The sequence below is a fragment of the Paenirhizobium cremeum genome (genome assembly GCF_022884085.1).
Lineage (GTDB): Bacteria > Pseudomonadota > Alphaproteobacteria > Rhizobiales > Rhizobiaceae > Allorhizobium > Allorhizobium cremeum.
Genome location: NZ_JAGGCS010000016.1, coordinates 93,772 through 118,412, shown reverse-complemented (window position 1 = coordinate 118,412; position 24,641 = coordinate 93,772). Strand labels below are relative to the sequence as shown.

Below are 24,641 nucleotides of genomic sequence, written 5' to 3'. Positions count from 1 at the left end.
GCGCAAGCGTAACACCTCGACCACCAAACGGTGTCGTTATATTTTGACCTGGCATTTTTCTTCACCTTCTTGCAGGCAAAAGAAATTTGTTCACCTAAACGGCGCCAAGACTCTTGACTATGATTCGCGGAAATGGGATTCTCAGGCTGCTACACAAGAGAAGGGCTTCCGCTACGGCAACGTTCGGGGGCCTTTTTCTTTTGCTGTCAATCTCCTTCGTTCAAACCCTGCGCCTGGAATTCGGCATAAAGCCGATCCAGATTGTCCGAAAGAAACCGACCGAAATCGCCCGCAGCTTTTGCTTTGAGTGACAGGGTACATTTTCTCCCGGTATTGATGATCTCGGCCGAAAGTCGCTGATCCTTCGCCTGCCAGGATTGCTTGAGGGCAGGGACGACCTTCTTTATCTGCTTTCCAGGCCTGTTAAGCGCTCCGACAAGTGCATTGAAGCGGTCGTCGGATCCGAGCGCTGCGAATTCTTCGCTTTCGACCAGAGCGTCGATCTTTTCCTTGCTGCCGCTCTTTCCGATCAGCAGCGATAGCTCGACCCATCGTTCGCGACCGATCGACGGCGCTGCGCCGATCCGGACAATCAAAACCTCAGGTATCCGCTCGGTAACCGATGCCATTTTCGAAACCGATGCCGCATTCGCAGCAAGGGCGGAACAAATGACCGAGCGATCATATCCGAGTTCGATAAGACGTCTCGCAAACGACGCCCGTTCGATGAAGGAAAGATTGGCACGGGCAGAATTCTCCTGCCCCTGAGCAATCACATGGGTGCGGTCATCCAGCGGCTTGACGACGGCCTTGATCTTGCGGCCGAGTTCCTTCGCCACACGAAGACGTCGATGGCCGAAAACGACCTGATAGCGGCCACTCGCAGTGGGGTGGGGCCGCACCAGAATAGGGGTATCTTGGCCACGTTCCTCGATTGCGATTTTCAGTTCAGTGAACTGTTCGTTATCGTCATCAAGGCGATCGGAGACGAATGACCCCTCGACGGTTTCCGGATCGAGCTCGACAACGGCGTCCCCTTCCAGAAACTTCTCAGCTTGCTTGGCGAGCTCGTCCAAGGAGCGGATCATGTTTTTGGAGGCTCCGCGCATGGGATAACCACCAGCCGTCGGCGAGGCATCCTGCTCTTCCGTATCGGCAAGGCCCGCCAATAAATTCTTCCGTGCCATCTGTTAATCCAATCCAAGATAGATAACTGAAAACAAAAGCGAAATCTCCGTTTTTGTCAGCTGACAACCGCTCTGCCCCAGGCCGCATGAATAAGCTGTGCGATCTCCGCATTGACCGAATCCAGCGACTCCAGCGCCCGATCATAGGTCGAACGGGTCATTTGGTTTTTGTCGACTTCATAGAGCGTTTGCTTGGTGATCCCGGCATCAGAGATCGCCGTTGACTTCAGCATCGGGTTTTTCAGCACATATTGATGGAAGAGGGTTTGCATGAAGCCCACCATCTGCGCCTGCGGCACATCCGTGGGTTCGTAACGAGTGATGAGATAGCGATACCAGGAAAGATTGACCTCGGCACCCGCCTCTCGGATCGGCTTCAATATACCGCCGAGCATCAGGAGAAATTGACCCATGGACATGACATCGAGCATTTGCGGATGAATGGTAATCAGAACACTCGTCGCAGCGGTCAGCGCCGTAATCGTCAGATAACCGAGCTGGGGAGGGCAGTCGATGACGACAACGTCATACCGGTCATCGACATCGGCGAGCGCGCGTGAAATCCGCGTAAAGAAGGTCTTTCCCTCGTTGGTCGATTTGTTCGCCATGGCAAGGGGCGTGTCATATTCGAATTCTTGCAGCTCAAGATTGGCCGGCACGATGTCCAACCCCGGGAAATTCGTCGGCTGAATAATGTCCAGAAGGGATCGCCGCTCTTCATCGTAGCGGATCGCTTCATAGAGAGAAGGCGACTGGTCGAGCTCCGGCTGGAAGCCATGCAGCGACGAAAGGGAGGCCTGCGGGTCGAGGTCGACCGCCAGCACACGATGTCCCGTCAAAGCGAGATATTGCGCTAGATGTGCGGCCGTCGTCGTCTTGCCGGATCCACCCTTGAAGTTCACCACAGCGATGACCTGCAGTTTTTCGTGCGCCCGGCGATGGGGAACATAGTTCCGGGTATCCGAACGTCCATGCTCGTCCAGATAACGGCGAAGTTCCAGCATCTGCTCGGCGGTATAAAAACGCCGACCCGAGGAAGATGTATCCGGCGAGGGCCCTTTTCCCTCAAGATGCAGCTTCTTCAGGGTGCTCTGGGACACCCGGAGATAGTTCGCCACCTCCGCCATAGTGAATTGCCGAAGCGTCTTCTTGGCATTCGGAGGAAAACGCTGCATGCTCAAAAGATGTAGCTTCTTCGAAATCAGATCTCCCTGCTCGAGGATCTCGTCTTCGAAATGCACGGGCTGGCTCGCGGTCGTTGACGGTTTCGCGTTCATTGGGGTGGTCGCTCTCAAATAACGATATTCAGGCCTATGCCCGCAGTTAATCGTTATTATCCGCGATTCTCGAAGGCAAACAAGAAAAATAGCGTTAACAAAATCCTAATGAACCCAGAAGGCGATATCGCACCGTCACAGCAGAATAAAGATATTTTTCATAAAAATCAGGTATTTACGGCCTTTACTCACGACAGGACGACGCTTCCGTTCTTCGGCACTCCGCCGTGGAAAGTGCTTAAACACCACCGCGAATGAGAGTCCATTCCATGGGAAAAGCGGCCCGCGACGGACAAGATCGAGCGACTCACTTGTCTCGACCAAGCACATCCCACCCGTTCTGGCGGCATCTCCAAACCATCGAAAATCCCTATCCGGCTTTTCACCGGTGCCATGATTCTGCGACATCCGCCGGTCGCGGAAAAGCGGAGAGGGGTGCCAGATGGCTGGTCAGGACTTGCCTGTAGCGAGTTCGGCCGCCCGTGCCCGGCCGGGGCGGGCGGCCGGGCCACGCGCAATCCCCTGCAACTGCTTGGCAAGCCAGTCCACGAACACCCGTACCCTGTTGCTCAAATGTCTGGTCTGCGGATAGACCACGTAGAGCGGGAAGGGGTCTCGGGTCCATTCGGGCAGCACCGGCACCAACTCACCCTTCTTCACCGCTTCCTCGACAACGAAAAAGGGCGTCTGCACAATCCCGAGGCCGGAAACGGCAGCTCTCACATAGGAGCGGCTGTCATTGACCGACAGGATGTAACGGGGTGACACTTCGAGCAACTCGTCCCCGCGGCGAAACTCCATGGGCAAGACGCGACCCGCCTGTGCCTTCAAATATCCGACACAGAAATGATCGACTTCGAGATCCGTCGGATGCTGTGGCATGCCAAAGTTCTCGATATAGAAGGGAGCCGCGTAAGTCTGCATATGCAGTTCGCCGACCTTGCGCGCAATCAGCGACTGGTCAGACAGAACGCCGGCCCTCAGCGCACAATCGACATTCTCTGCGATATAATCCACCAACCGGTCACCGACACCGATGTCGAGCTGTATCTGCGGATAGCGCATGTAGAAATCGCAAAGGGCCGGAATGACGACGGAATCGGCGAAAACGCTTGCCATCTCAACGCGCAAGCGCCCAGCCGGCAGAGATTGCGATTTTGAAAAACTGCCATCGAGTTCGTCAAGCTCGGAGAGGATCTGCGTCGCTCGCTCGTAATAGAGGGCACCATCGGTGGTAACCGTAACACGGCGAGTCGTACGGTTGAGGAGAGTTGTACTGAGATGCGCCTCCAGGCCCTGCACGAGATTGGTGACCGATGTCTTCGGCATTTCCAGGCTCTTCGCGGCACGGGTGAAATTCCCGGTTTCCACGACCCGCACGAAAACCCGCATTGCGGAAATCTGATCCATGCGCTAATCCTTGCTGCACGGCAGCATTGTCCCGAAATTTGGAACAGTGTTGCCAGATTTTGCTACCTTGTGCATTTTCTTGCGAACAATAATATCAGTTCCATATCTGGCAGCAAGCTCCGCTCCTCCACATGAGAACGGATGAGGATTTTTCAATGACGGCGCAATGGGGAAATATAGCGTTTGACAGGTCGGCTAAGCCGCCTGTTCCCATGCGCCTGTATGAGGGCAAGAGCAAGAGCCAAACCCCGCCGCTGGTGCTTTATCTGCGGGGAGGCGCCTTTCTCTCGCAAGCTCGCGACAGAGATGAACAACCCGCAGCAAGGGCGATCGCTGATACAGGAGCAGCAGTTCTGGAGGCAGACTACGGAAGCGCCTCTCAGAACCTGTTTCCGCAGGCCCTGGAATATGCCTTTGCCGCGTTGCAGTGCCTGAGCCGGCACCGTAGACAGTTCGGTGCCGCTAAATCGCTGCTTCTGGTGGCTGGCGATGAGGCTGGAGGCAATGTCGCGGCCGGCGTTGCCCTCAAGGCACGAGACCAGATGCCGGGCGAGCTCGATGGCCAGATCCTGCTATCGCCGATGATCGATCCGCTGATGGCAACGGCTTCCTTTCAAAAAGCCGATGAGATCGGTATGCGGGAGCGCTGGTCCGATGGCTGGAGCCATTACCTGAGTTCCCGTTGCGGCTTCCAGCACCCCTATGCGGCACCTTGCCTGTGCTCGCGCCTCGCCGGCGTTGCCCCGGCACTGGTGGTCACGGCCGATGACGATCCGCTTCGCGACGAGGCGCTTGGCTATGCCGAAAGGCTCCGCGCGGCTGGCGTCTCGGTGCGCAAACATGTGTTTCCCGCCGGCTCTGGCTGGACAGGGATCTACAAGGACGGCGACGGTGAATGGCTGACAGCGCTCGGGACCGAGTTCACCGGCTTCGTCAAACAATTAAGTTCATAAGACATTTGAATACTGACAGCAGCCGTAGTTAGACTGCAAGGAGACTATCATGACAGCGAAAGGCAAGCGCTGGGCCCTGTGGGGTGCCAGCATCGGAACCGCCGCGTCCATCGCAGGAGCGGCCATCTATCTCGACCAGCCGCGGGGAGCCAATGCAGCATCCGACACGGCGGCTGCCGCACCGGCACCGGCGATTCCGGTAACCGTTGCAACCGTCGAGCCACGCAACGTCAGCACCTGGCAGGAATTTTCCGGCCGGCTGGAAGCCGTAGACCGGGTGCAGGTTCGTCCACGTGTCGCCGGAATGGTCCAGTCGGTTCACTTCCGTGAGGGGGGACTGGTAAAGGCGGGCGACCTGCTCGTCACCATCGATCCGGAACCCTATCAGGCGGCCGTTGCCCAGGCCGAAGGTCAGGTCGCCTCGGCGCAAGCCCGGGTCGAGCTGGCTTCGACGGAATTCGAACGTGGCAAGAACCTTGCCGCGAAGAACACCATCTCCCAGAGCGATCTCACACAGCGGCAAAGCGCCCGCAACGAAGCCTTGGCCAATCTTCAATCCGCCAAGGCAGCTTTGAAGTCGGCGCAATTGGACCTGGACTACACCCAGATCAAGGCGCCGATCTCGGGCCGTGTCGGCAAGATCGAAGTTACGGTCGGTAATCTCGTGGCAGCCGGTTCGTCTTCCACTCCGCTGACCACATTGGTTTCAGCCGATCCGATCTACGCAAGCTTCGATGCCAGCGAGGAGCTGGTCAGCCGCACGCTTGCCGAGCTTCCCGTTGCGAACGGTTCGCCTGCAATCGAACAGGTCCCCGTCGAGATCGGAACCCTCGCTGACAACGGCACTCCCATCCGCGGCAAGCTCCAGTTGATCGACAACGAGGTCAACGAATCGAGCGGTACGATCCGCGTACGGGCTGTCTTCGACAATCCCGATGGACGTCTGATCCCGGGTCAGTTCGTTCGGGTCCGCATGGGGCAACCCAAGGCAGAAGAACACCTTCTCGTGAGCGAGCGCGCCATCGGCACCGACCAGGACAAGAAGTTCGTTTTCGTGGTGGACGCCTCCAACACGGTCGCAACCCGTCAGGTCCGCCTGGGCACCAGCGTCGACGGCCAGCGTATCGTGGAGGAAGGCCTGAATGCCGGCGACCGGATCGTGGTGAATGGCCTGCAGCGGATCCGACCCGGCGCAGTGGTCGATCCGCAGGCGGAAGTGGCCCAGCAGTAATAACAAAGGCCGGCGTCTTCCGTCGGCCAACCATTCCAACCCGTTTTCAGGCTTGCGATCTCAGGATCACAGGCAGCGGGGTCGTTTAGACTATGTTCAACCCGGAGAGGGCTTTGACATGAACATATCCAGATTTTTCGTCGACAGGCCCGTCTTCGCGGCCGTGCTGTCGATACTCATCGTGGTCGCGGGCCTTATCGGCATGCGCGCCCTGCCAATTTCCGAGTATCCCGAAGTAGTGCCGCCTTCAGTGGTCGTGCGTGCCAGCTATCCGGGGGCCAACCCGACGGTCATAGCCGAGACGGTGGCGACACCGCTTGAAGAGCAGATCAACGGCGTGGAAGACATGCTCTATATGTCGAGCCAGGCGACCTCTGACGGTGTTTTGACATTGACCGTCACCTTCAAGCTCGGGACCGACCCCGACAAGGCGCAGCAGCTTGTGCAGAACCGCGTTTCGCAGGCCGAGCCGCGCCTTCCGGCCGAAGTACGCGCGCTCGGGATCACCACGGTCAAGAGCTCGCCCGACTTCATCATGGTGGTGAATCTGGTCTCGACGGTCGACAACTACGACATCACTTACCTGCGTAACTACGCAACGCTCAACATCAAGGATCGGCTGGCCCGCATCGAGGGTGTGGGTCAGGTTCAGGTCTTCGGCGCCGGCGACTATTCCATGCGCGTCTGGATCGATCCGCAGAAGGCGGCCGAGCACTCGCTTGCCGCAAGCGACATCACAAATGCGATCCGCTCGCAGAACGTTCAGGCCGCGGCTGGTATCATCGGTGCGTCGCCCAGCCTGCCAGGCGTCAATCTACAGCTCAACGTCAACGCTCAGGGCCGCCTGCAGACACCCGAGGAATTCGGAAGCATCATCGTCAAGACCGGCGAGAATGGCGAAATCACCCGCCTTCGTGATGTAGCCCGCATCGAACTCGGCGCAGCGGACTACACGCTTCGATCTTTGCTTGATGGCAAGCCTGCCGTTGCAGTTGCCGTTCTTCAGGCTCCCGGCTCGAATGCGATTGAGATTTCCGACAGCGTCCGGGCAACCATGGACGAGCTTCAGCTCGCCATGCCCACCGGCGTGAAATACGAAATCGTCTACGACACGACCAAGTTCGTGCGTTCCTCCATCGAAAAGGTGGTTGATACGCTGCTCGAAGCCATCGCACTCGTCGTGCTCGTCGTCATCCTGTTCCTGCAAACCTGGCGCGCATCGATCATTCCGCTGATCGCGGTTCCCGTGTCCATCATCGGCACGTTTGCGGTGATGTATGCGTTCGGGTTCTCAATCAATGCGCTGACATTGTTCGGGCTTGTATTGGCGATCGGGATCGTGGTCGATGACGCGATCGTCGTGGTGGAAAACGTAGAGCGCAATATCGAGAACGGCTTAAGTCCGCGCGACGCGACCTATCGCGCCATGCGAGAAGTTTCCGGACCGATCATTGCTATCGCCCTCGTACTGGTCGCTGTTTTCGTGCCGCTCGCCTTCATCTCGGGCCTGTCGGGACAATTCTATCGCCAGTTCGCCCTGACGATCGCGATCTCGACGGTGATCTCGGCTATCAACTCGCTGACGCTCTCGCCGGCGCTTTCGGCACTCCTGCTGAAGGATCACCATGCACCGAAAGACTGGCTGACACGCTTCATGGACGCCATCTTCGGCTGGTTCTTCCGTGGCTTCAACCGCGCCTTCGGGGCTGCCTCCAATGGCTATGGCCGCACGGTCGGCGGTCTCCTGTCGCGCAAAAGCCTGGTGATGGTGATTTATCTCGCGCTGGTCGGGGCCACCTACAGCATGTTCAACACGGTGCCCGGCGGCTTCGTGCCGGCACAGGATAAACAATACCTGATCGGCTTTGCCCAGCTTCCGGACGGGGCGACCCTCGACCGCACGGAAAGCGTCATCAAGCAGATGAGCGACATAGCCCTGGCACATCCTGGCGTCAGCAACGCGATCGCCTTCCCGGGCTTGTCGATCAACGGTTTCACCATCGGCTCCAATGCCGGCATCGTCTTCGCCGTTCTCGACGACTTCGAGAACCGCAAGTCGCCCGAACTTTCGGGCGGCGCCATTGCCATGGCGCTGAACCAGAAATATGCGGGCATTCAGGATGCGTTCATCGCGATGTTCCCGCCGCCGCCAGTCAACGGTCTCGGCACGACGGGTGGCTTTAAGCTGCAGATCGAAGATCGCGCCGGCCTTGGCAACAAGGTCCTTGACGAAGCCACCAAGGCGGTGATCGCCAAGGCCTACCAAACGCCTGAACTTGCCGGCATCTTCTCGAGCTTCCAGATCAACGTGCCACAGCTATACGCCGATCTCGACCGCGCCAAGGCCGAACAGCTCGGCGTCTCGGTGACTGACGTCTTCGAAACGCTGCAGATCTATCTCGGTTCGCTCTATGTGAACGACTTCAACGCGTTCGGCCGCACATACAGCGTCCGGGTCCAGGCCGACGCCCAGTTCCGCGCCAAGGCAGAGGATATCGGCCAGTTGAAAGTTCGCTCGCAATCCGGCCAGATGATCCCGCTCTCGGCTCTCTTGAAGGTGGATGCAACGACGGGACCGGAACGCACCACGCGTTATAACGGCTTCCTCGCCGCGGATATCAACGGCGGACCCGCACCGGGATTTTCGTCCGGTCAGGCACAGGCAGCGATCGAGAAGATCCTCAACGAGACACTGCCCCCCGGCATCGACTTCGAGTGGACCGACCTGACCTACCAGCAGATCCTTGCCGGCAATTCGAGTATTGTCGTCTTCCCACTCGCTCTGCTGCTCGTCTATCTGGTACTTGCGGCGCAGTATGAAAGCCTCACCCTGCCGATTGCGATCATCATGATCGTACCGATGGGTGTACTGGCCGCATTGACCGGGGTCTGGCTCACAGGTGGCGACAACAACATCTTCACCCAGATCGGTCTAGTGGTGCTTGTGGGACTATCGGCAAAGAACGCCATCCTGATTGTCGAATTCGCGCGTGAGCTGGAATTCGAAGGACGAACGCCGATGCAGGCAGCAATCGAGGCAAGCCGCCTGCGCCTGCGCCCGATTCTGATGACCTCCATGGCTTTCATCATGGGTGTCGTGCCGCTGGTCGTTTCCACCGGCGCCGGTGCGGAAATGCGCGCCGCCATGGGTGTTGCGGTGTTTTCCGGCATGATCGGTGTGACCTTCTTCGGCATCTTCATGACGCCGGTGTTCTACGTGCTGGTGCGTCTGCTGACCGGAAACAGGCCGCTCATCCACCATGAGCGGCAGGCAGCGAACAGCCAGGCCGCCGATGGGGACGCACATCAGATCGCCGCGGAATAACGTGAAAAAAGAAAGGGCGGGATCCGAAGATCCCGCCCTTTTCCTTTAAGCGAGCCTTCCCCTCAAACGATCAGGAACGCCCGGAAGTCATTCACATTGGTTCCCGTCGGGCCGGGAACGAACAGGTCTCCGGCAAGATCGAAGGCCGACCAAGCGTCGTGGCCGGCAAGATAGGTTCGCGCATCGCCACCAGCGGCCCTGATCCTCGCAACCGTCCCACCGTCGCAGAACGCACCCGCATTGTCTTCCGAACCATCGATCCCGTCTGTATCGGCCGCAAGCGCAGTAATTCCCTCCGCACCTTGAAGATCGATGGCGGCCGACAGCAACAGTTCCGAATTTCGGCCGCCCTTGCCATATTTTCCGCCCACAATCGTCACCGTCGTCTCGCCGCCGGAAAGAAGAACCATCGGTTTGGACAGGCCTTGTGCATTGGCCGAAAACTCCAGCGCCAGCGCAGCATGCATGCGGCCGATATCCTTTGCCTCGCCTTCGATACTGTCCGAAAGGATCAACGGTTGAAATCCGAGCTTGCGGGCCTGAGCGGCAGCAGCCTCGAGCGAGACCCGCGCCGAAGCGATGACGTGCACTTCATTGTGCGCAAATGCTTCATCGCCCGGTATGGGGGCACGCTCGTTGCCGATAAATTCGACGACCGAAGCAGGCAGCCCGATGCGGTAATCGCGGATGATGCGGAGCGCCTCTTCGGCACTGCTTGCATCCGGAACAGTCGGACCGGATGCAACAAGCGCCGGATTATCCCCGGGAACGTCGGAAACGACCAGACTGACCACCTTCGCCGGATAGGCCCGCGCGGCCAGACGTCCGCCTTTGATACGCGAGAAATGTTTTCTCACGACATTCATGGCCGAGATCGGCGCACCCGAGGCGAGCAGCGCTTCGTTCAACGCCTTTTCATCCGCCAGAGCGAAATCTTGCGGCGGCGCGGGGAGAAGTGCCGATCCGCCTCCCGAGATCAACGCGACGACGAGATCATCGGGGGTGAGCCCCTCGACATGCCGCAGCAGAGCCTCGGCCCCGGCGATCCCGGCCTCGTCGGGTACGGGATGGGCCGCGGTCAGCACCTGCGTATATCGGCAGGTCTCGACAGGTCCATGACGGGCAACGACCAGCCCCTCGACCCGCTCTCCCCAGGCGCGCTCGAAGGCTGCAGCCATCTGGCTGGCTGCCTTGCCAGCGCCAACAACGATGGTGCGACCTCTCGGCCTTGCCGGCAGGTGCCGGACGATCGCCTCATAAGGGTCGGCGGCGGCAACCGCTACACGGAAAAGGTCTGAAAGGAAGGTACGCGGCTCGAACGTCAAATCATTCTCCGGCGATTTCGATGTCATAGACAAAAATACCGTCGATGCCGCCAATGGCCGCCGCCACGATCTTTGCGCCGGTCTGGCGATGTTCGGGATCTTCAAGGTAAAGATCCCGGGCCGCAGCGTCCCGGAAGTCGACTATAAAGCCCTCCGAGTATCCTTTGTCCATGCCATGTTCGGGGCTGACATTGTCTCCGACATGAACCGCCAGCAAACCGTCGAGTCGAGGCACCAGACCACGGATTTCCGAATAGATCTCAAGCTTCGTCTCAGCCGAAACCTCCGGCCGAAAGCGGATGAAAACGCAATGGCGGATCATCTCAGAAGACCTCCGCCCGCGCACGGGGCCGCGTTTCATTGCGTTCATTGGCAAAGATCGCCGGGGGGAGGGGAGGGCGCTCCCGAATGATATCCGCACCCTTTTCGCCCACCATGATCGTCGGTGCATTGGTATTGCACGAAGGAACCCGCGGCATTACCGAACTGTCGCAGACTCGCAATCCATCGAGGCCATGAACTTTGAGATCCAGTCCGACGACGGCGTCCGGTCCGGTGCCCATCCTGCAGGTCCCGACCGGATGATGATCCGTCTTGGCGTTGGCGCAGCCATAGTCGAATAGTTCTTCGTCGGTTATCGCTTTCGGTCCCGGCAAGCGCTCGGCCAGCACGAAAGGCTTCAACGCCGCTTGTTGCATGATCTCGCGTGCAAGCTTCAGTCCCTCGATCGACATCTTTCTGTCGTGCGGATCTTCCCAGTAGTTCGGATCGATCAGCGGAGCCGCTGCCGGATCGGAGGAGGAAAGGCGCACGGTCCCGCGCGAGCGCGGATGCAGATAGGCCGAATTCAAGGTCACACCGGCATTCCTCAGCTTTTCCACGCCTGCTTCGATACCGGAGCCCAAGCCGAGATGGAACTGAATATCCGGCGAGCGGGCATCCGGATCGGCATACCAGAAGCCACCGGTTTCGAAGAGTGAGGAGGCAACCGGTCCCGTCTGGAACAGGACATACTGGATGCCGGCCCACAGCGTGCGATGGAGTTTCGCCACCCCGTCATAGGTGTGATCGCCGGTGCATTCGGAAATCACGAACAGGTCGAGATGGTCCTGCATGTTGCCGCCGACGCCGGGCAAATCATGTTTCACCTCGACGCCAACCGAGCGAAGATGATCGGCAGGCCCGATGCCGGATTGCAGGAGAAGCTTCGGCGAGCCGATCGCGCCCGATGACACCAGCACTTCGCGCTCCGCCAGGATAATCTCGCGGCCATTGTTGCTGGCGATCTCGACGCCGACGGCGCGCCTGCCCTCGATCACGATCCTCGCGACGCGGGCATTCATCTTTACCGTCAGGTTTTTCCGATCCCTGATTGGCGAGAGATAAGCCAGAGACGCCGACGAGCGGCGGCGGTTGCGCTGGGTGAGTTGGTAGAAGCCAACGCCGGCCTGCTGCCTGCCATTGAAATCGTGATTATAGGGAATGCCGAGTTCCTGGCCGGCGCGGATATAGGCATCGCAGATCGGCAAGGGCGAGACCGGCATGGAAACTCCGAGCGGCCCGCCATAGGAATGATAATCGTCGGCGAAGCGCTGGTTGTCCTCGGCACGCTTGAAATAGGGCAGGACCGAGCGATAGTCCCAGCCTTCGCAGCCTTCCTCCCGTGCCCAGAGATCGTAGTCCCTTGCGTTACCCCGGGTATAGAGCTGGGCATTGATCGAGGAGCCGCCACCGATCACCTTGGCCTGGGTATAGCGCAGCACGCGACCTTTCATGTGCTTCTGCGGCACAGTCTGCCAGCCCCAGCTCGCAACACCCTTGGTCATCTTGGCAAAACCGGCTGGCATGTGAAACAGCGGGTTCCAGTCGCCACCGCCGGCCTCGAGCAGCAGCACACGGACATCGGGGTCCTCACTCAGACGGTTGGCGAGCACGCATCCCGCGGGTCCGGCGCCGGTGATGATGTAATTATAGGTCATGACGTCTTCCTCAAGCCGTTCGTCCCCTTCCCTCAAGGGGAGGGGAAATCACAATCTTCCAATCGACAGCCCGCCATCGAGGTCGATCACTGAGCCAGTCGCGAAGGCAAACCGGCCGGAGGCAAGCGCGGAAACCACCCCGCCAATGTCATCCGGCTCGCCCCAGCGCCGCATCGGAACCAGTCCCCCAGCAATCAGGGCGTCATATTTCCCCGCAACGCCGGCCGTCATGTCGGTCCTGATAATGCCCGGACGGATCTCGAAAACGGCGATGTCCTTCTCGGCCAGATAGAGTGCCAACCCCTTGCTGAAAGAGGAAAGCCCCGCCTTGCTCATGCAGTAATCGAGCCTTTCAGGTGAGCTCAGTTCTGCCGAAACGGAGGTGATGTTGACGATGCTCCTCTTGCCCGCCGGTGGGCGCGAGGCCAGCATCGCCCGCAGTACGGCCTGCGTGAAAAACACCGTGCCACGCAGGTTGGTGGCGATGATCCGGTCGAAATTCTCCGGCGTCAGGCCAAGGAAATCGCCCCGGACCACCGACCCCATCCCGGCGTTGTTGACGAGACAATCGATCCGACCGAAGCAGGTCATGATCTTTCCGATGGTCGCGTCATGATCCGTGACATCGGCAAGATCTGCTTCGAAATAGGCGGCTTTGACGCCGCGTGCATCGAGATCCGCCAGTACGGTTTCCTCTGCGCCATATGGCCCGAGACCGGTTATGGCGAGGTCGAACCCATCGGCGGCAAGCGCCCTGGCGATGCCGAGGCCAATGCCGCGCCGGCCGCCGGTGACAATTGCAAGCGGGCGGGAACCGGTCATGACCTCAGGTCCTCCGATGCGATGTGATCGGCAACGCGCAGCGCTTGGGCCGCAACCGTCAGCGCCGGATTGACCGCCGCCGAGGTTGGCAGGAAGCCGGCATCGACCACGAACAGGTTTGGATGGTCATGGGCGCGGCAATAGACATTGAGCGGCGATGTAGCCGGGTCATGCCCCATCTTCACCGTGCCGCACTGATGGGATGGCGTGCGCTTGTCGAACGGGCGCGACAACACGATCGGGAAGCCCGCCTTATTCAACACGCCTTTCAGCTTGCGCACGAGATCGAGATGAGCACCCCAGTTGGTGCGGTGCCATTTGAGAACGATCCGGTCGCCATCGACCATGATCCGGCTTTCGGGATGCGGGATATCCTCGCTCATCGCGTAGAAATCGATAGCATGAGCGGAAATCCGACCCAGCAGCCATTCCGGCACCCTCGGCATGTTCGCCTTCAGAATCGCACCAGAAACCCGGCCCAGTAGCTGAACATTGCCGAGTGGCGGCCCGCCCTCGCCATCCGAGAGATAGAAATCGTTGAAACCGAAGGTCTTTTGGTAAACGCTATCATTTCGGTAGGTGGGCGAGATCGCCAGCACCGCGCTCGAATTGTGGTTCATGAAATTGCGGCCGACCTGATCCGACCTGTTGGCAAGTCCACCGGGGTGGCGCTCATCTGCCGAACGCAGCAGCAGCACCGCCGACTGAACCGCTCCCGCCGACAGGATCACCAGCTTCGGCGACACTTTGCGCTGCTCACCGTCCTTTACGTAATGAACGGTTTCAATTCGCTTACCGTCTGGCCCAACTTCGAGACGGGTAACACGCGAGCCCGTCTGCAGCGTGATGTGTTCATGCTTCAGGGCATAGGCAAGCGCCGCCGTCTCGGCATCCATCTTCCCGTCATTCGCATTCGGATGGGCGTCCCACGGCGTCTTCGCTTTTGCCAGCCAACGTTCGATATCGATGCCAAGCGGCAGCGAATACGGATGCATGCCGATGGATTTCAGCTGTTTGCGAACCCTGGCGATTGCCGGTTCGTCCGGAACCGGCGCAAAGGGGTAGGGGAGGGAGTGCTTCGGCTCCGTCGGATCCTCACCCAGACTTCCCCGCACCATGAAAAGCTGCTCGGCCCGGGAATACCAGGGTTCCAGTTCTTCATAAGGGAATGGCCATGCCGGCGAGACACCCTCGCGGTGGGCCATCTCCTCGAAATCCTCGCGGCGGTAACGCACCAGCACCGCCCCGTAGAATTTCGAGTTGCCTCCGACATAATAGTAATTGCCGGGATTGAAGGCCTGGCCTCCATGTTCGTACCACATCTCCTTCGGCCGGAAGTATCCGCGCTGGAAGATGGCTCGCTGGTCCCGGTTTTCCGGCCGATCGGCGATGTGGTCGCCCGCTTCCAGGATCAGGATAGAGGCGCCGGTCGACGCCAGTCCGGCGGCCGCGGTCGATCCGCCGATGCCAGAGCCGATGATGACGATATCCGGGTTACTGGTCATCTTGCTGTCTCCCGCATCCGTATCAGGCAATCCGCGCCTGCGTCTGCGGGTCGAAGTAGACGGCCTTGTCGAGATTGAAGGCGAGGCGAGCCGTCTGACCGGCATGGATGTGAGCGTCCGCCCTCAGCCGTGCGACGATCTCCTTGCCGCCGAGATGGGTGACGGCGAAAGTGTCGGCGCCGGCGGGCTCCACCACTTCGATTAGGCAATCGCCCTCGGCAAGCAGCCTGGCGTTGCGGTCGGCCCCGTCCGGATCGGTTAGCGCCTCTGGCCGGATGCCGAACATCACTTGCCGCCCGGCATGGGCAGCCAGCGCCTGCTTATCAGCCGAAACGGGAAGCCGGAGCGGCTCTCCGCCGCCTCGCGAGAGAAGAACCGACAGTCCGGCGTCGTTCTTCTCAACGGTCGCCTCCAGCAGGTTCATCGCCGGAGAGCCCATGAAATCCGCAACGAACATGTTGGCCGGATTGTTGTAGATCTCGGCCGGGGAGCCGAACTGCTGCAAAACACCCTCCTTCAGCACCGCGATCTTGGTGGCGAGCGTCATCGCCTCGATCTGGTCGTGGGTAACGTAGACGATCGTGGTCTTCATCCGGTGATGCAGACGCTTGATTTCCGTGCGCATGTCGACGCGCAGCTTGGCATCGAGGTTCGACAGCGGCTCGTCGAACAGGAAGACCTGCGGATTGCGAACCAGCGCGCGGCCCATCGCGACGCGCTGGCGCTGGCCCCCGGAAAGCTGGCTCGGCTTGCGGTCAAGCAGATGGCCGATCTGCAGCATGTCAGCCACCTGATGGATGGCTTTTTCGCGCTCTTCCTTCGGCACGCCACGGATTTCCATGCCGAAGGCGATGTTCCCTGCGACCGTCATGTTCGGGTAGAGCGCGTAAGACTGGAACACCATGGCGATGTCGCGCTTGGAAGGATGAAGGTCGGCAACGGAGCGTCCGTTGATCTCAATGTCGCCGGATGTGATCGGCTCAAGCCCGGCAATGGTGTTGAGAAGCGTGGACTTGCCGCAGCCTGAAGGGCCGACAAGCACGAGAAAGCCGCCTTCCTCGATCTCGATATTGATGTCCTTCAGGATTTCCAGCGCGCCGTAGGACTTGCGCAGATGGCTGATCTTGAGAAACGACATGGGTCTTATCCTTTCACGGCGCCGGACATCAGGCCGCGGACGAAGTAGCGGCCGGAAACGATGTAGACGATGAGGGTTGGCAGGGCGGCGAGGATCGCGCCGGCAAAGTGGACGTTGTATTCCTTCACGCCCGTCGAGGAGGACACGAGGTTGTTGAGCGCGACCGTCATCGGTGTCGTCGCCGCACCCGAGAACGAAGCCCCGAACAGGAAGTCGTTCCAGATGTTGGTGAACTGCCAGATGACGGAAACGACGATGATCGGACCGGACGAGGGCAGCAGGATGCGCCAGAAGATCTGGAAGAAGCTTGCGCCGTCGATCTGCGCGGCCCGAACCAGTTCGGTCGGGAACGCCTCGTAGTAGTTGCGGAAATAGAGCGTGGTAAAGCCCAGCCCATAGACCACATGCACGAGGATCAGGCCCCAGATCGATCCGGCAAGGCCGATTACACCAAGCACGCGGGCCATGGGGATCAGCACGATCTGGAACGGGATGAAGCAGGACAAAAGCAGCATGCCGAAGAAGATGTTGGAGCCGCGAAACTGCCACTTGGTCAGCACATAACCGTTGAGTGCGCCGACAAAAGTGGAAATGACGACTGCCGGCACCACCATCAGGATCGAATTGATGAAGAACGGCCTGAGGCCCGTCGGCTGGACCCCGATCTGCGCCGTCGACCAGGCAGAAATCCAGGGTTCGAAGGTCCATGTCTGCGGCAGATTCAGCATTCCGCCCTGACGGATCTCGTCCAGTGGCTTCAGCGAATTCACCACCATGACGTAGAGCGGTAGCATGTAGTAGACCGCAAAGAGGATCAGCGCGGCATAGATCAGGGCGCGTGTCAGATGTCCGTGCGAAATGGCATTCTGGGGGTTTGCGGTACCGCTCATCAACGTTTTCCTCCGCGAACTTCCGAATAGAGGTAGGGGATGATGATGGAGAAAATCATGATCAGCATGATGATAGCCGACGATGCGCCGATCCCCATCTGGTTGCGGGTGAAGGTGTAGGAATACATGAAGGTCGCCGGCAACTGCGTCGCCTGGCCGGGGCCACCGCCGGTGAGGGCGATAATCAGGTCGTAGGCCTTGATCGCAAGATGGGCGAGCACGACGAAGGCTGACAGGAAGACAGGACGCATCAGTGGAATGATGATGCGGCGGTAGATCGTGATGCTTGAGGCGCCATCGACCTGTGCGGCTTTTATCATCTCGTTGTCTACGCCTCGGAGCCCCGCAAGAAACATCGCCATGACGAAGCCCGAGGACTGCCACACTGCAGCGATGACAACGCAGTAAATGGCAAGCTTGTTGTCCTTGATCCAGGTGAAGGTGAAGCTTTCCCAGCCCCAGAGGTGCATGGTGTTTTCAAGCCCGATGCCCGGATCGAGGAACCATTTCCAGGCCGTGCCGGTCACGATGAAGGAAAGCGCCATCGGATAGAGATAGATCGGCCGGAGAAAGCCTTCGCCACGGATCTTCTGATCGAGCAGGATCGCGAGAAACAACCCCAGCACCGAGCAAATCAGGATATAGAGCGAGGCGAAGATCGCCAGGTTCGAGATCGAGCGCCACCAGTGGGGCAGGGCCCAGAGCTTGTAATAGTTCTCCAAGCCGATGAAATTGTAGGACGGCAGCATCTTGCTGTCTGTCAGCGACAGATAGCCGGTATAGGCGATGAAGCCGTAGACGAAGAGAAGAATGACGACGAAGCTGGGCGCCAGCACAAGCTTGGGCAATAGCTCCTGAAGTCGGCTGCGGCTATCCATGATCGCGACACCGTTCGATAGTGAGTTTTGTTTTCTCGAGCCCGGCCCCTTTTTGGGGGCGCGCGCACCTCTTACGCGAAGAGCGGGGCAGGGACCGGAGCCCTTGGCAAATTCTCTCCCCGGAAACCGGGGAGAGAGACCGGGAGATTTCTCCGGCTTATTTCGCGCCTTCGACAGCGGAGACGAGTTCCTTTACGGCATCCTCGGAAGAAAGCTCGCCGTTGAACTGGCGCGTCACAACGTCGTAGATCGCATTCTTCACAGCCGCCGGGTTGGCATGGCCGTGGGCCATCGAACCATAGAGGCGGCCGTTCTTGTCAGCGTCGGCGAGGTCGGCGATCGCCTTCTTGCCGCAGGCGTCAAAGGCCGTATCCGGAACATCCGTACGGGCCGGGGCCGAACCCTTGACCACGTTGAAGGCCGACTGGAAGGTCGGGCTTTCGATTGCCGAGGCCATGGCGAGCTGTGCCGGAACCTTGTCGGCGGCAACCTTGAACATGGCGAACTGGTCGGAGTTGAAGGTTACTGCGCCCTGGGTACCCGGGAAGCGCATGCAGACGAAATCTTCGCCCGGCTTCTTGCCGGCCTTGATGAATTCACCCTTGGCCCAGTCGCCCATGAACTGCACGCCGGCCTTGCCTTCGATCACCATGGCGGAAGCAAGGTTCCAGTCCCGGCCCGAGAAGTTGTCATCGACATAGGAGCGCAGCTTCGTCATGCGGTCGAAGGCTTCCTTCATCTTGTCGGAACCTAGCGTTTCCGGGTCAAGGTCGATGAAGGCCTTCTTGTAGAAATCGTCGCCGAGCGAAAGCACGACGCCATCGAAGATGGTCGCATCCTGCCAGGGCTGGCCACCGTGCGCGACGGGGGTGATGCCCTGTTCCTTGAACTTGTCGAGGAGCGCGATCAGTTCGTCCCAGTTCGCCGGTTCCGTGCCGCCAGCCTTGTCGAGAGCGGCTTTGTTGATCCACAGCCAATTGGTCGAGTGAACGTTCACCGGCGCAGCGATCCAGTGACCGTCATACTTGGAGAACTTCTGCAGCGCAGCCGGGATCACCTTGTCCCAGCCCTCCTTGGAAGCGGTTTCGTCGAGATTGCCGAGCGCGCCTTCCTTGGCCCAGTCGAGAATGTCGAAGCCGAGCATCTGCACGGCAGTCGGCGCATTGCCGGCCGTAACACGGGCGCGTAATACGGTCATCGCCTCAGTGCCGCCGCCGCCGGCGACCGGCATGTCGGTCCAGCTGATACCCTTGGCTTCCAGATCCTTCTTGAGAACGTCGAGGGCAGCAGCCTCGCCGCCCGAAGTCCACCAATGCAGCACTTCGACGCTTTCGGCGGCCTGGGCAATCCCGGCCATCATCGTCAATGCCACTGCAGTCGTCGTCAGAAACTTGCGCATCGTAATCCTCCCGTTTGCAAGTTCAAATGCGGATGTTCCGCCGATGCCCGCCTCGCTCCTCGCCTGCGGGCATATTTATGGACGTCCTTCTCGCCCACCAATTTGAAACGTTATAAATTCCTGTGAGTCAATAGCCGTTTCAGCAACTCCATCACTCCCGAGAATTATTTGTGCAGCGCATCAAAATAAGGAAAATAAGGCCAGGCGAACTGCTCTCGGTATCTTTTTGGTCGGAAATTATAACGTTTCACTTTCCGATTGAACACAACGGCCGCCCGGAGTAGGCTCCGACCTTCGAACATAGAGATACCAGCGCCAAGATCGTGCCGAAAACCGATACCCCGACGAGCCAGGAAGGACGAAGACGCAAATCCGCAAAGCCGACGCTGCGAACCATTGCAGAGCTGACCGGACTTGCCGTAACTACCGTCTCCCGCGCGCTTGCCGATGATCCTCTGATCAACATCGATACGCGCCGCCGCATCCATCAGGCCGCTGCGGATGTCGGCTATATGCCCGACCGCGCCGCCCAGAGGTTGAAAACCGGTCGGACGAATGTCGTGGGCGTCCTGCTCGACCCGCATGAGGAAATCCTCGGGTTCGGCACCTCGCTGATGCTTGGCCTGACGCAAGCGCTTGCCGGCACGCCCTATCACCTGATCGTCATGCCGAGCTTCGTGAAGTCCTCGAATGCGGAAGCCGTCGACTACATCATTCGCAACAATCTGGCGGACGGGCTGATTTTCACCCGCACCGAGCCGCTCGACCCTCGCGTCCGGTTGCTGATCGAAAAGGACTTCCCCTTCGTCACCCATGGGCGCAGCGAATTCTCGACACCCCATCCCTATGTTGATTTCGACAGCTTCGCCTTTGCCTATGAGGCCGCACGCCGGCTTCTGGCCAAGGGAAGGTCGCGCCTTACCATCATCCTGCCGCCGCGCAACCTGACCTTCAGCCAGCATATGCGCCACGGCTTCATGACCGCTATTCGCGAGGCCGGCGCATCCTTCGAGATCCCCGAGGATCTCGACCTCGATTCTCCGGCCGGCGCAATCCGCAACCACTTCCGCGAACGAGCGGCACTCAGCGATCCGCCAGACGGACTGATCTGTCCCGGCGAAGTCTCTGCTCTTGCGGCCCTTGCCGGGCTTGGCGAGGCCGGTTTGACCCTTGGCCGGGAGTTCGACATGGTGGCGAAGCAGACCTCGCGCCTGCTCAGCGACATCCAACCCGGCATCGAAACCATCTACGAAGACCTGACCGCTGCCGGCGAGGAGCTCGGCAAGCTGCTGCTGCGACGCATCAGAGGCGAGGCGGCCGACACGCTGCAGATCCTGCAGCCGCCGCAGCCAAGCTTCGAAACCATCGCAGACTGAACTGCCGGTATCCCGTCGCATTCTCCGATGTTGGGTCCAGGGCTTCATCATGACGACCTCAGCGCGGCATCCACCAGCCGGTACGGGCACCGATATGCATGTTGAGCGTCTTGCTTTCGGTATAATCCTCCACCGCATGACGGCCGAGTTCGCGACCGAGTCCGGACTGCTTGTAGCCGCCGAAGGGAAGCTCGGACGCTCCGTCCATGAAGGTGTTCATCCAGATCGTGCCGGCTCGAACCTTCCGCCCGATCGTCAGGCAGGTATCGAAATTCTGGCTCCAGACGCCGGCTGACAGGCCATAGTCGACCGCATTGGCAATCTCGATCGCCTCTTCGACGGTTTCGAATGTCAGGACGGAAAGAACCGGCCCGAAAACCTCCTCGCGGGCGACGGCCATGGCCGGTGTTACCTCGGAGAGAATGGTCGGCGCCATGAATTGGCCGACGCCGAGCTCAAGCGCTTCTCCGCCATGAGCGACCTTCGCGCCACCGCTTTTCGCCCCCGAAACATAGCCGGCAATCTTTTCCATGTGCTGCGGCGTGATGATCGCGCCGACCTGGGTCGTCGGGTCGAGCGGATCGCCGACACGCACTTTTTTCGCCAGTTCGGCGATACGCTCAATCGCATCGCTCGCTATGCTCTTATGCAGAATGAGGCGGGAACCGGCATTGCAGCATTCGCCGGCGTTGAAATAGGCGCCGAACACCGCGGCGTCGATAAAGGCGTCGAGATCGGCATCCGGGAAGACGATTTGCGGGTTCTTGCCGCCGAGTTCCAGCGATACTTTCTTCAGGGTCTGGGCGGCATTGGCCATGGTCAGCTTGCCGACACCGGTAGAACCGGTAAACGACACCATGTCGACCTCGGCATGGGTCGTCATGACCGCGCCGACCTCGGGGCCGGTTCCCGTGACAATGTTGACCACGCCAGCCGGGACGCCTGCTTCAGCCAGAATTTCGCCCAGCACCAGCGTCGAACCCGAGGTCAGTTCCGACGGTTTGACCACCGTCGTGCAGCCGGCAGCCAGTGCGAAGGGGAGCTTCTGACCGACGATCAGGAAGGGGAAATTCCACGGCGTGATGATCGAGACGACACCGATGGCTTCCCGCAGTACGACGCCAAGCGTCCCGTCGCCAAGCGTGTTGTAGCTTTCGCCATGCAGATCGCGCGCAAGCGCTGCGGCATAGCGCCAGATATCGACGGCACCGGCGATTTCACCACGCACCTGCGTAATCGGTTTGCCGGCCTCGATGGCATCGAGATAGGCGATTTCCTCCAGCCGAGCAGCAATCAGATCAGCGGCTTTCAGCAGGATGGCGGAACGCTCGGATGCCGTCATGCGCGGCCAGGGTCCCTTGTCGAAGGCACGACGGGCGGCGGCAATCGCCTTCTCCGCATCGGCCTTGGTGCCGGCCTGAAAACGGCTGACGACCACGCCATGGCTCGGTGCGGTGCGTTCGATTGTGCCGCCATCGGCGGAAGACACCCACGCGCCATCGACCAGCATCCTGAAATCACGGACCTTGAGGTCGAGAAGCGCCTTCGGGCTCACCAGAATTGTCATCACCACTCTCCCTTGAATACAGCGGGGCGCTTTTCGCCAAATGCGGCGACGCCCTCTTTCAGATCTGCAGTCTTGGCAACGAGGATCGAGCCAAGCGCCTCCACGGCAGAACCGTCGTCTTCTCCATTGGCGACAGCGATCATCAGCTTCGCCACCTCAAGCGCCGCCGGCCCGCGCTGCGCAACGCGTTCGGCATAGCTCCTCGCGGCATCGAGGACCGTTCCGGTGTCCACCACGGCATCTATGATACCGAGCGACTGCGCTTCTTCCGCGCTGAACATCTCGCCGCCCAGCACCATTCGCCTGACGACCTGAGCGCCAAACCGATGCACCAACCGCTGCGTTCCCGACCATCCCGGCACCATGGCGAGGCTCGTTTCAGGCAAACCGATCTTCACTTGCCGCTCGGCAATCCTGATATCCGCAACGCCGGCGAGTTCGAGCCCGCCACCCAGCGCATGTCCGTTGATCGCGGCGATCAGAGGCACCCGTAATGTTGCCAGACGCTCGAAAACGCGATGGCCGAAGCGAACCCATGCATGGCCAAACTCGTTGGCCGTCATGCCGCTCCATGCCTTGATGTCTCCGCCGGCGGAAAAGGCCTTGCCATCACCGGTCAAGATGGCCACCCGGATGCGCCCATCGGCTTCCACCGTGTCGCAGGCCGCAGCAAGCGCCTTCAGCATGTCGATATCGAGCGCATTTAGCTTCTCGGGGCGGGAAACGGTGAGGATCGCCACCGCACCTTCAACGTCGATGCGAACCTCAGCCATGGAAGACACCCTCCAAAACCCGCTGCGGCTTTGTTGGCAGTGAGAGGCCGATCGGCGCTTCCGCGAAGAGAGCGGCGTCCATCACTTTCAGATCATCCGCGACGATCAGCGGGAATTCCGACTGGTCGAGAATGTGGGCCTGAAGATCGACGCCCGGAGCAATCTCCGTCACGACGATACCGGCGGGCGTCAGCTCCATCACGCAACGCTCGGTGACATAGGTGATGTCCTGCCCCTGCTCGATGGCTCGCTTGCCGGAGAAGGTCACATGCTCGACCTCGTTTACGAGCTTGCGAAGCTTGCCTTCCTTCTCGATGACCAGCTGGCCGTTCTCCATGCCAAGTTTGGCTCCCGCATTGAACATGCCGGAGAAGACGATCTTCCGTGCCCGTGCCGTGATATCGACGAACCCGCCGGCACCTGCCGTCACATGCGGTCGGAAAGCGAGCTTCGACACATTGACCGAACCGTCGCGTCCGATTTCCAGGAAGGACAACAGCGAGGCATCGAAGCCTGCCCCCTGAAAATAGGTGAACTGATAAGGAGACGGCATGAAGGCATCGGCATTCGAGGCGCAGCCGAAGGCGAAGTCAAGAAGCGGCACACCACCGACGGCACCCTGTTCGATGGCCCAGGTCACGGAGCCGTGCAGACCTTCTTCCAGCAGGACGCGCGGCACGTTTGCCGAAATGCCGAAGCCGAGATTGACCACGCTGCCGGCCTCAAGCTCCTGTGCGACCCGGCGGGCAATCACCTTCTGGATATTGAATTCCGGCACACGGAAGCTGTCCAGCGGGCGGAAGATTTCGCCCGAGATCGCAGGATCGTAAAGCGTCTGGGTCGTCTGCTTCTGGTCGGGATCGACCACGACATAATCGACCAGCATGCCCGGCACCCGGACATCATGGGGCTTCAGAGAGCCTTCCTTGGTGATCCGCTTGACCTGGGCGATGACGATGCCGCCGTTGTTGCGGGCGGCGAGCGCCTGATCGAGACCACCGAGATAGGCGCCCTCGTGTTCATAGGTGAGATTGCCGCGCTCGTCGGCGGTCGTTGCCCTGATGATTGCGACCTTCGGCACGATGGCCGGGAAATAAAGCCATTCCTCGCCTTCGAACGGCAGCTTTTTTACCACCGGTTCGCGGCTTGCGGCCTCGTTCATGGCGCAGCCCTGACGCGCGGGATCGACGAAGGTTTCGAGGCCCACCTTGGTCAGGACGCCCGGCCGTTTCGCAGCGGCTTCGCGATGCATGTCGAACAGGATGCCCGAGGGAATGTTGTAGGCCGGAATTTCGTTGTTGGTAATCATCTGCCAGATCAGCGGTGGCTCTGCCGTCGAAGGTCCGGAAGGGTAGGACCCGCCGATGATACGCGCGAGCAGGCCCTTGCGGGCGATATGGTCGACACCCTTGATGCCGCTCATGTCGCCGGCCGCAATCGGATGCAGTGTGGTAATCTCGCGTGGATGGCCGGTCGCCTCGAAGCGCTCGCCGATGGCTTTCAGCATGAGATCAGGGCAACCGAGACCGCTCGACGAGGAAACGGTGACGATGGCGCCATCGGGGATCAGGGCAGCGGCTTCCGCCGGAGTAATATGCTTGCTCAT

At 59.9% G+C, this 24,641-nt stretch carries 19 protein-coding genes; 4 read left to right on the top strand and 15 right to left on the bottom strand.

The features are described from left to right. Nucleotides 1–206 precede the first annotated feature (206 nt). From repB to J5N58_RS22740, 3 genes are all read right to left on the bottom strand, one after another. The gene (gene repB, locus J5N58_RS22750; RefSeq protein WP_113443635.1) at nt 207–1,187 is read right to left on the bottom strand and encodes a plasmid partitioning protein RepB; all 981 of its coding nucleotides are present in this window, start codon (nt 1,185–1,187) and stop codon (nt 207–209) included. A gap of 56 nt (nt 1,188–1,243) precedes the next feature. Next, complete coding sequence (gene repA, locus J5N58_RS22745; RefSeq protein ID WP_113338003.1) at nt 1,244–2,464, bottom strand: plasmid partitioning protein RepA; 1,221 nt, start codon at nt 2,462–2,464, stop codon at nt 1,244–1,246. Nucleotides 2,465–2,914: 450 nt separating this feature from the next. Next, nucleotides 2,915–3,874, bottom strand: a complete 960-nt coding sequence (locus J5N58_RS22740; RefSeq protein ID WP_112827849.1) for a LysR family transcriptional regulator — start codon at nt 3,872–3,874, stop codon at nt 2,915–2,917. Between the two features lie 155 nt (nt 3,875–4,029). On the opposite strand from J5N58_RS22740, the gene J5N58_RS22735 reads away from it, so the two are divergent. From J5N58_RS22735 to J5N58_RS22725, 3 genes are all read left to right on the top strand, one after another. Continuing rightward, nucleotides 4,030–4,827, top strand: a complete 798-nt coding sequence (locus tag J5N58_RS22735; protein ID WP_113443637.1) for an alpha/beta hydrolase — start codon at nt 4,030–4,032, stop codon at nt 4,825–4,827. Nucleotides 4,828–4,876: 49 nt separating this feature from the next. Then, nucleotides 4,877–6,058: an efflux RND transporter periplasmic adaptor subunit gene (locus J5N58_RS22730; protein ID WP_113443638.1), complete on the top strand. Its 1,182-nt coding sequence runs from the start codon at nt 4,877–4,879 to the stop codon at nt 6,056–6,058. A 118-nt stretch (nt 6,059–6,176) separates the two neighbouring features. Beyond that, complete coding sequence (locus tag J5N58_RS22725) at nt 6,177–9,383, top strand: efflux RND transporter permease subunit (protein ID WP_113438171.1); 3,207 nt, start codon at nt 6,177–6,179, stop codon at nt 9,381–9,383. Nucleotides 9,384–9,445: 62 nt separating this feature from the next. Here J5N58_RS22725 and J5N58_RS22720 read toward each other — a convergent pair whose 3' ends face one another. The 9 genes from J5N58_RS22720 to J5N58_RS22680 form a co-directional block, all read right to left on the bottom strand. Continuing rightward, nucleotides 9,446–10,735, bottom strand: coding sequence for a glycerate kinase type-2 family protein (locus J5N58_RS22720; RefSeq protein WP_425314484.1), 1,290 nt, complete (start codon nt 10,733–10,735; stop codon nt 9,446–9,448). Beyond that, entirely contained in the window at nt 10,710–11,030 is a 321-nt protein-coding gene (locus J5N58_RS22715) for a Dabb family protein (RefSeq protein ID WP_113426546.1), read from the bottom strand. The genes J5N58_RS22720 and J5N58_RS22715 overlap by 26 nt, the downstream gene beginning before the upstream one ends. 1 nt (nt 11,031) lies before the next feature. Next, nucleotides 11,032–12,687: a GMC family oxidoreductase gene (locus J5N58_RS22710; RefSeq protein ID WP_244713205.1), complete on the bottom strand. Its 1,656-nt coding sequence runs from the start codon at nt 12,685–12,687 to the stop codon at nt 11,032–11,034. A 48-nt stretch (nt 12,688–12,735) separates the two neighbouring features. Beyond that, nucleotides 12,736–13,509, bottom strand: coding sequence for a 3-ketoacyl-ACP reductase (locus J5N58_RS22705; RefSeq protein WP_244713195.1), 774 nt, complete (start codon nt 13,507–13,509; stop codon nt 12,736–12,738). Then, nucleotides 13,506–15,014, bottom strand: a complete 1,509-nt coding sequence (locus J5N58_RS22700) for an FAD-dependent oxidoreductase (RefSeq protein WP_244713193.1) — start codon at nt 15,012–15,014, stop codon at nt 13,506–13,508. Before J5N58_RS22700 ends, J5N58_RS22705 begins: the two co-directional genes overlap by 4 nt. A gap of 22 nt (nt 15,015–15,036) precedes the next feature. Then, a complete protein-coding gene (locus J5N58_RS22695; RefSeq protein WP_113337994.1) occupies nt 15,037–16,152 on the bottom strand; it encodes an ABC transporter ATP-binding protein in 1,116 nt (371 codons plus the stop codon). Nucleotides 16,153–16,157: 5 nt separating this feature from the next. Next, nucleotides 16,158–17,042, bottom strand: coding sequence for a carbohydrate ABC transporter permease (locus J5N58_RS22690; protein WP_112827859.1), 885 nt, complete (start codon nt 17,040–17,042; stop codon nt 16,158–16,160). Then, complete coding sequence (locus J5N58_RS22685) at nt 17,042–17,920, bottom strand: carbohydrate ABC transporter permease (protein ID WP_112827860.1); 879 nt, start codon at nt 17,918–17,920, stop codon at nt 17,042–17,044. Before J5N58_RS22685 ends, J5N58_RS22690 begins: the two co-directional genes overlap by 1 nt. Nucleotides 17,921–18,077: 157 nt before the next feature. Further along, nucleotides 18,078–19,319: an ABC transporter substrate-binding protein gene (locus J5N58_RS22680; protein WP_113337991.1), complete on the bottom strand. Its 1,242-nt coding sequence runs from the start codon at nt 19,317–19,319 to the stop codon at nt 18,078–18,080. Nucleotides 19,320–19,642: 323 nt separating this feature from the next. Here J5N58_RS22680 and J5N58_RS22675 point away from each other — a divergent pair, with 323 nt between their 5' ends. Beyond that, nucleotides 19,643–20,695 carry a LacI family transcriptional regulator gene (locus tag J5N58_RS22675; protein ID WP_112827862.1) on the top strand — a complete coding sequence of 351 codons (1,053 nt, stop codon included), beginning with the start codon at nt 19,643–19,645 and terminating at the stop codon, nt 20,693–20,695. A 58-nt stretch (nt 20,696–20,753) separates the two neighbouring features. On the opposite strand, the gene J5N58_RS22670 is transcribed toward J5N58_RS22675, so the two are convergent. The 3 genes from J5N58_RS22670 to J5N58_RS22660 are packed head-to-tail and all read right to left on the bottom strand — an operon-like array spanning nt 20,754 to nt 24,641. Next, nucleotides 20,754–22,262, bottom strand: coding sequence for an aldehyde dehydrogenase family protein (locus J5N58_RS22670; protein ID WP_244713191.1), 1,509 nt, complete (start codon nt 22,260–22,262; stop codon nt 20,754–20,756). Further along, nucleotides 22,262–23,035, bottom strand: coding sequence for an enoyl-CoA hydratase/isomerase family protein (locus J5N58_RS22665; protein ID WP_113443644.1), 774 nt, complete (start codon nt 23,033–23,035; stop codon nt 22,262–22,264). The genes J5N58_RS22670 and J5N58_RS22665 overlap by 1 nt, the downstream gene beginning before the upstream one ends. Beyond that, nucleotides 23,028–24,641: an acyl CoA:acetate/3-ketoacid CoA transferase gene (locus J5N58_RS22660; protein ID WP_113443645.1), complete on the bottom strand. Its 1,614-nt coding sequence runs from the start codon at nt 24,639–24,641 to the stop codon at nt 23,028–23,030. Before J5N58_RS22660 ends, J5N58_RS22665 begins: the two co-directional genes overlap by 8 nt.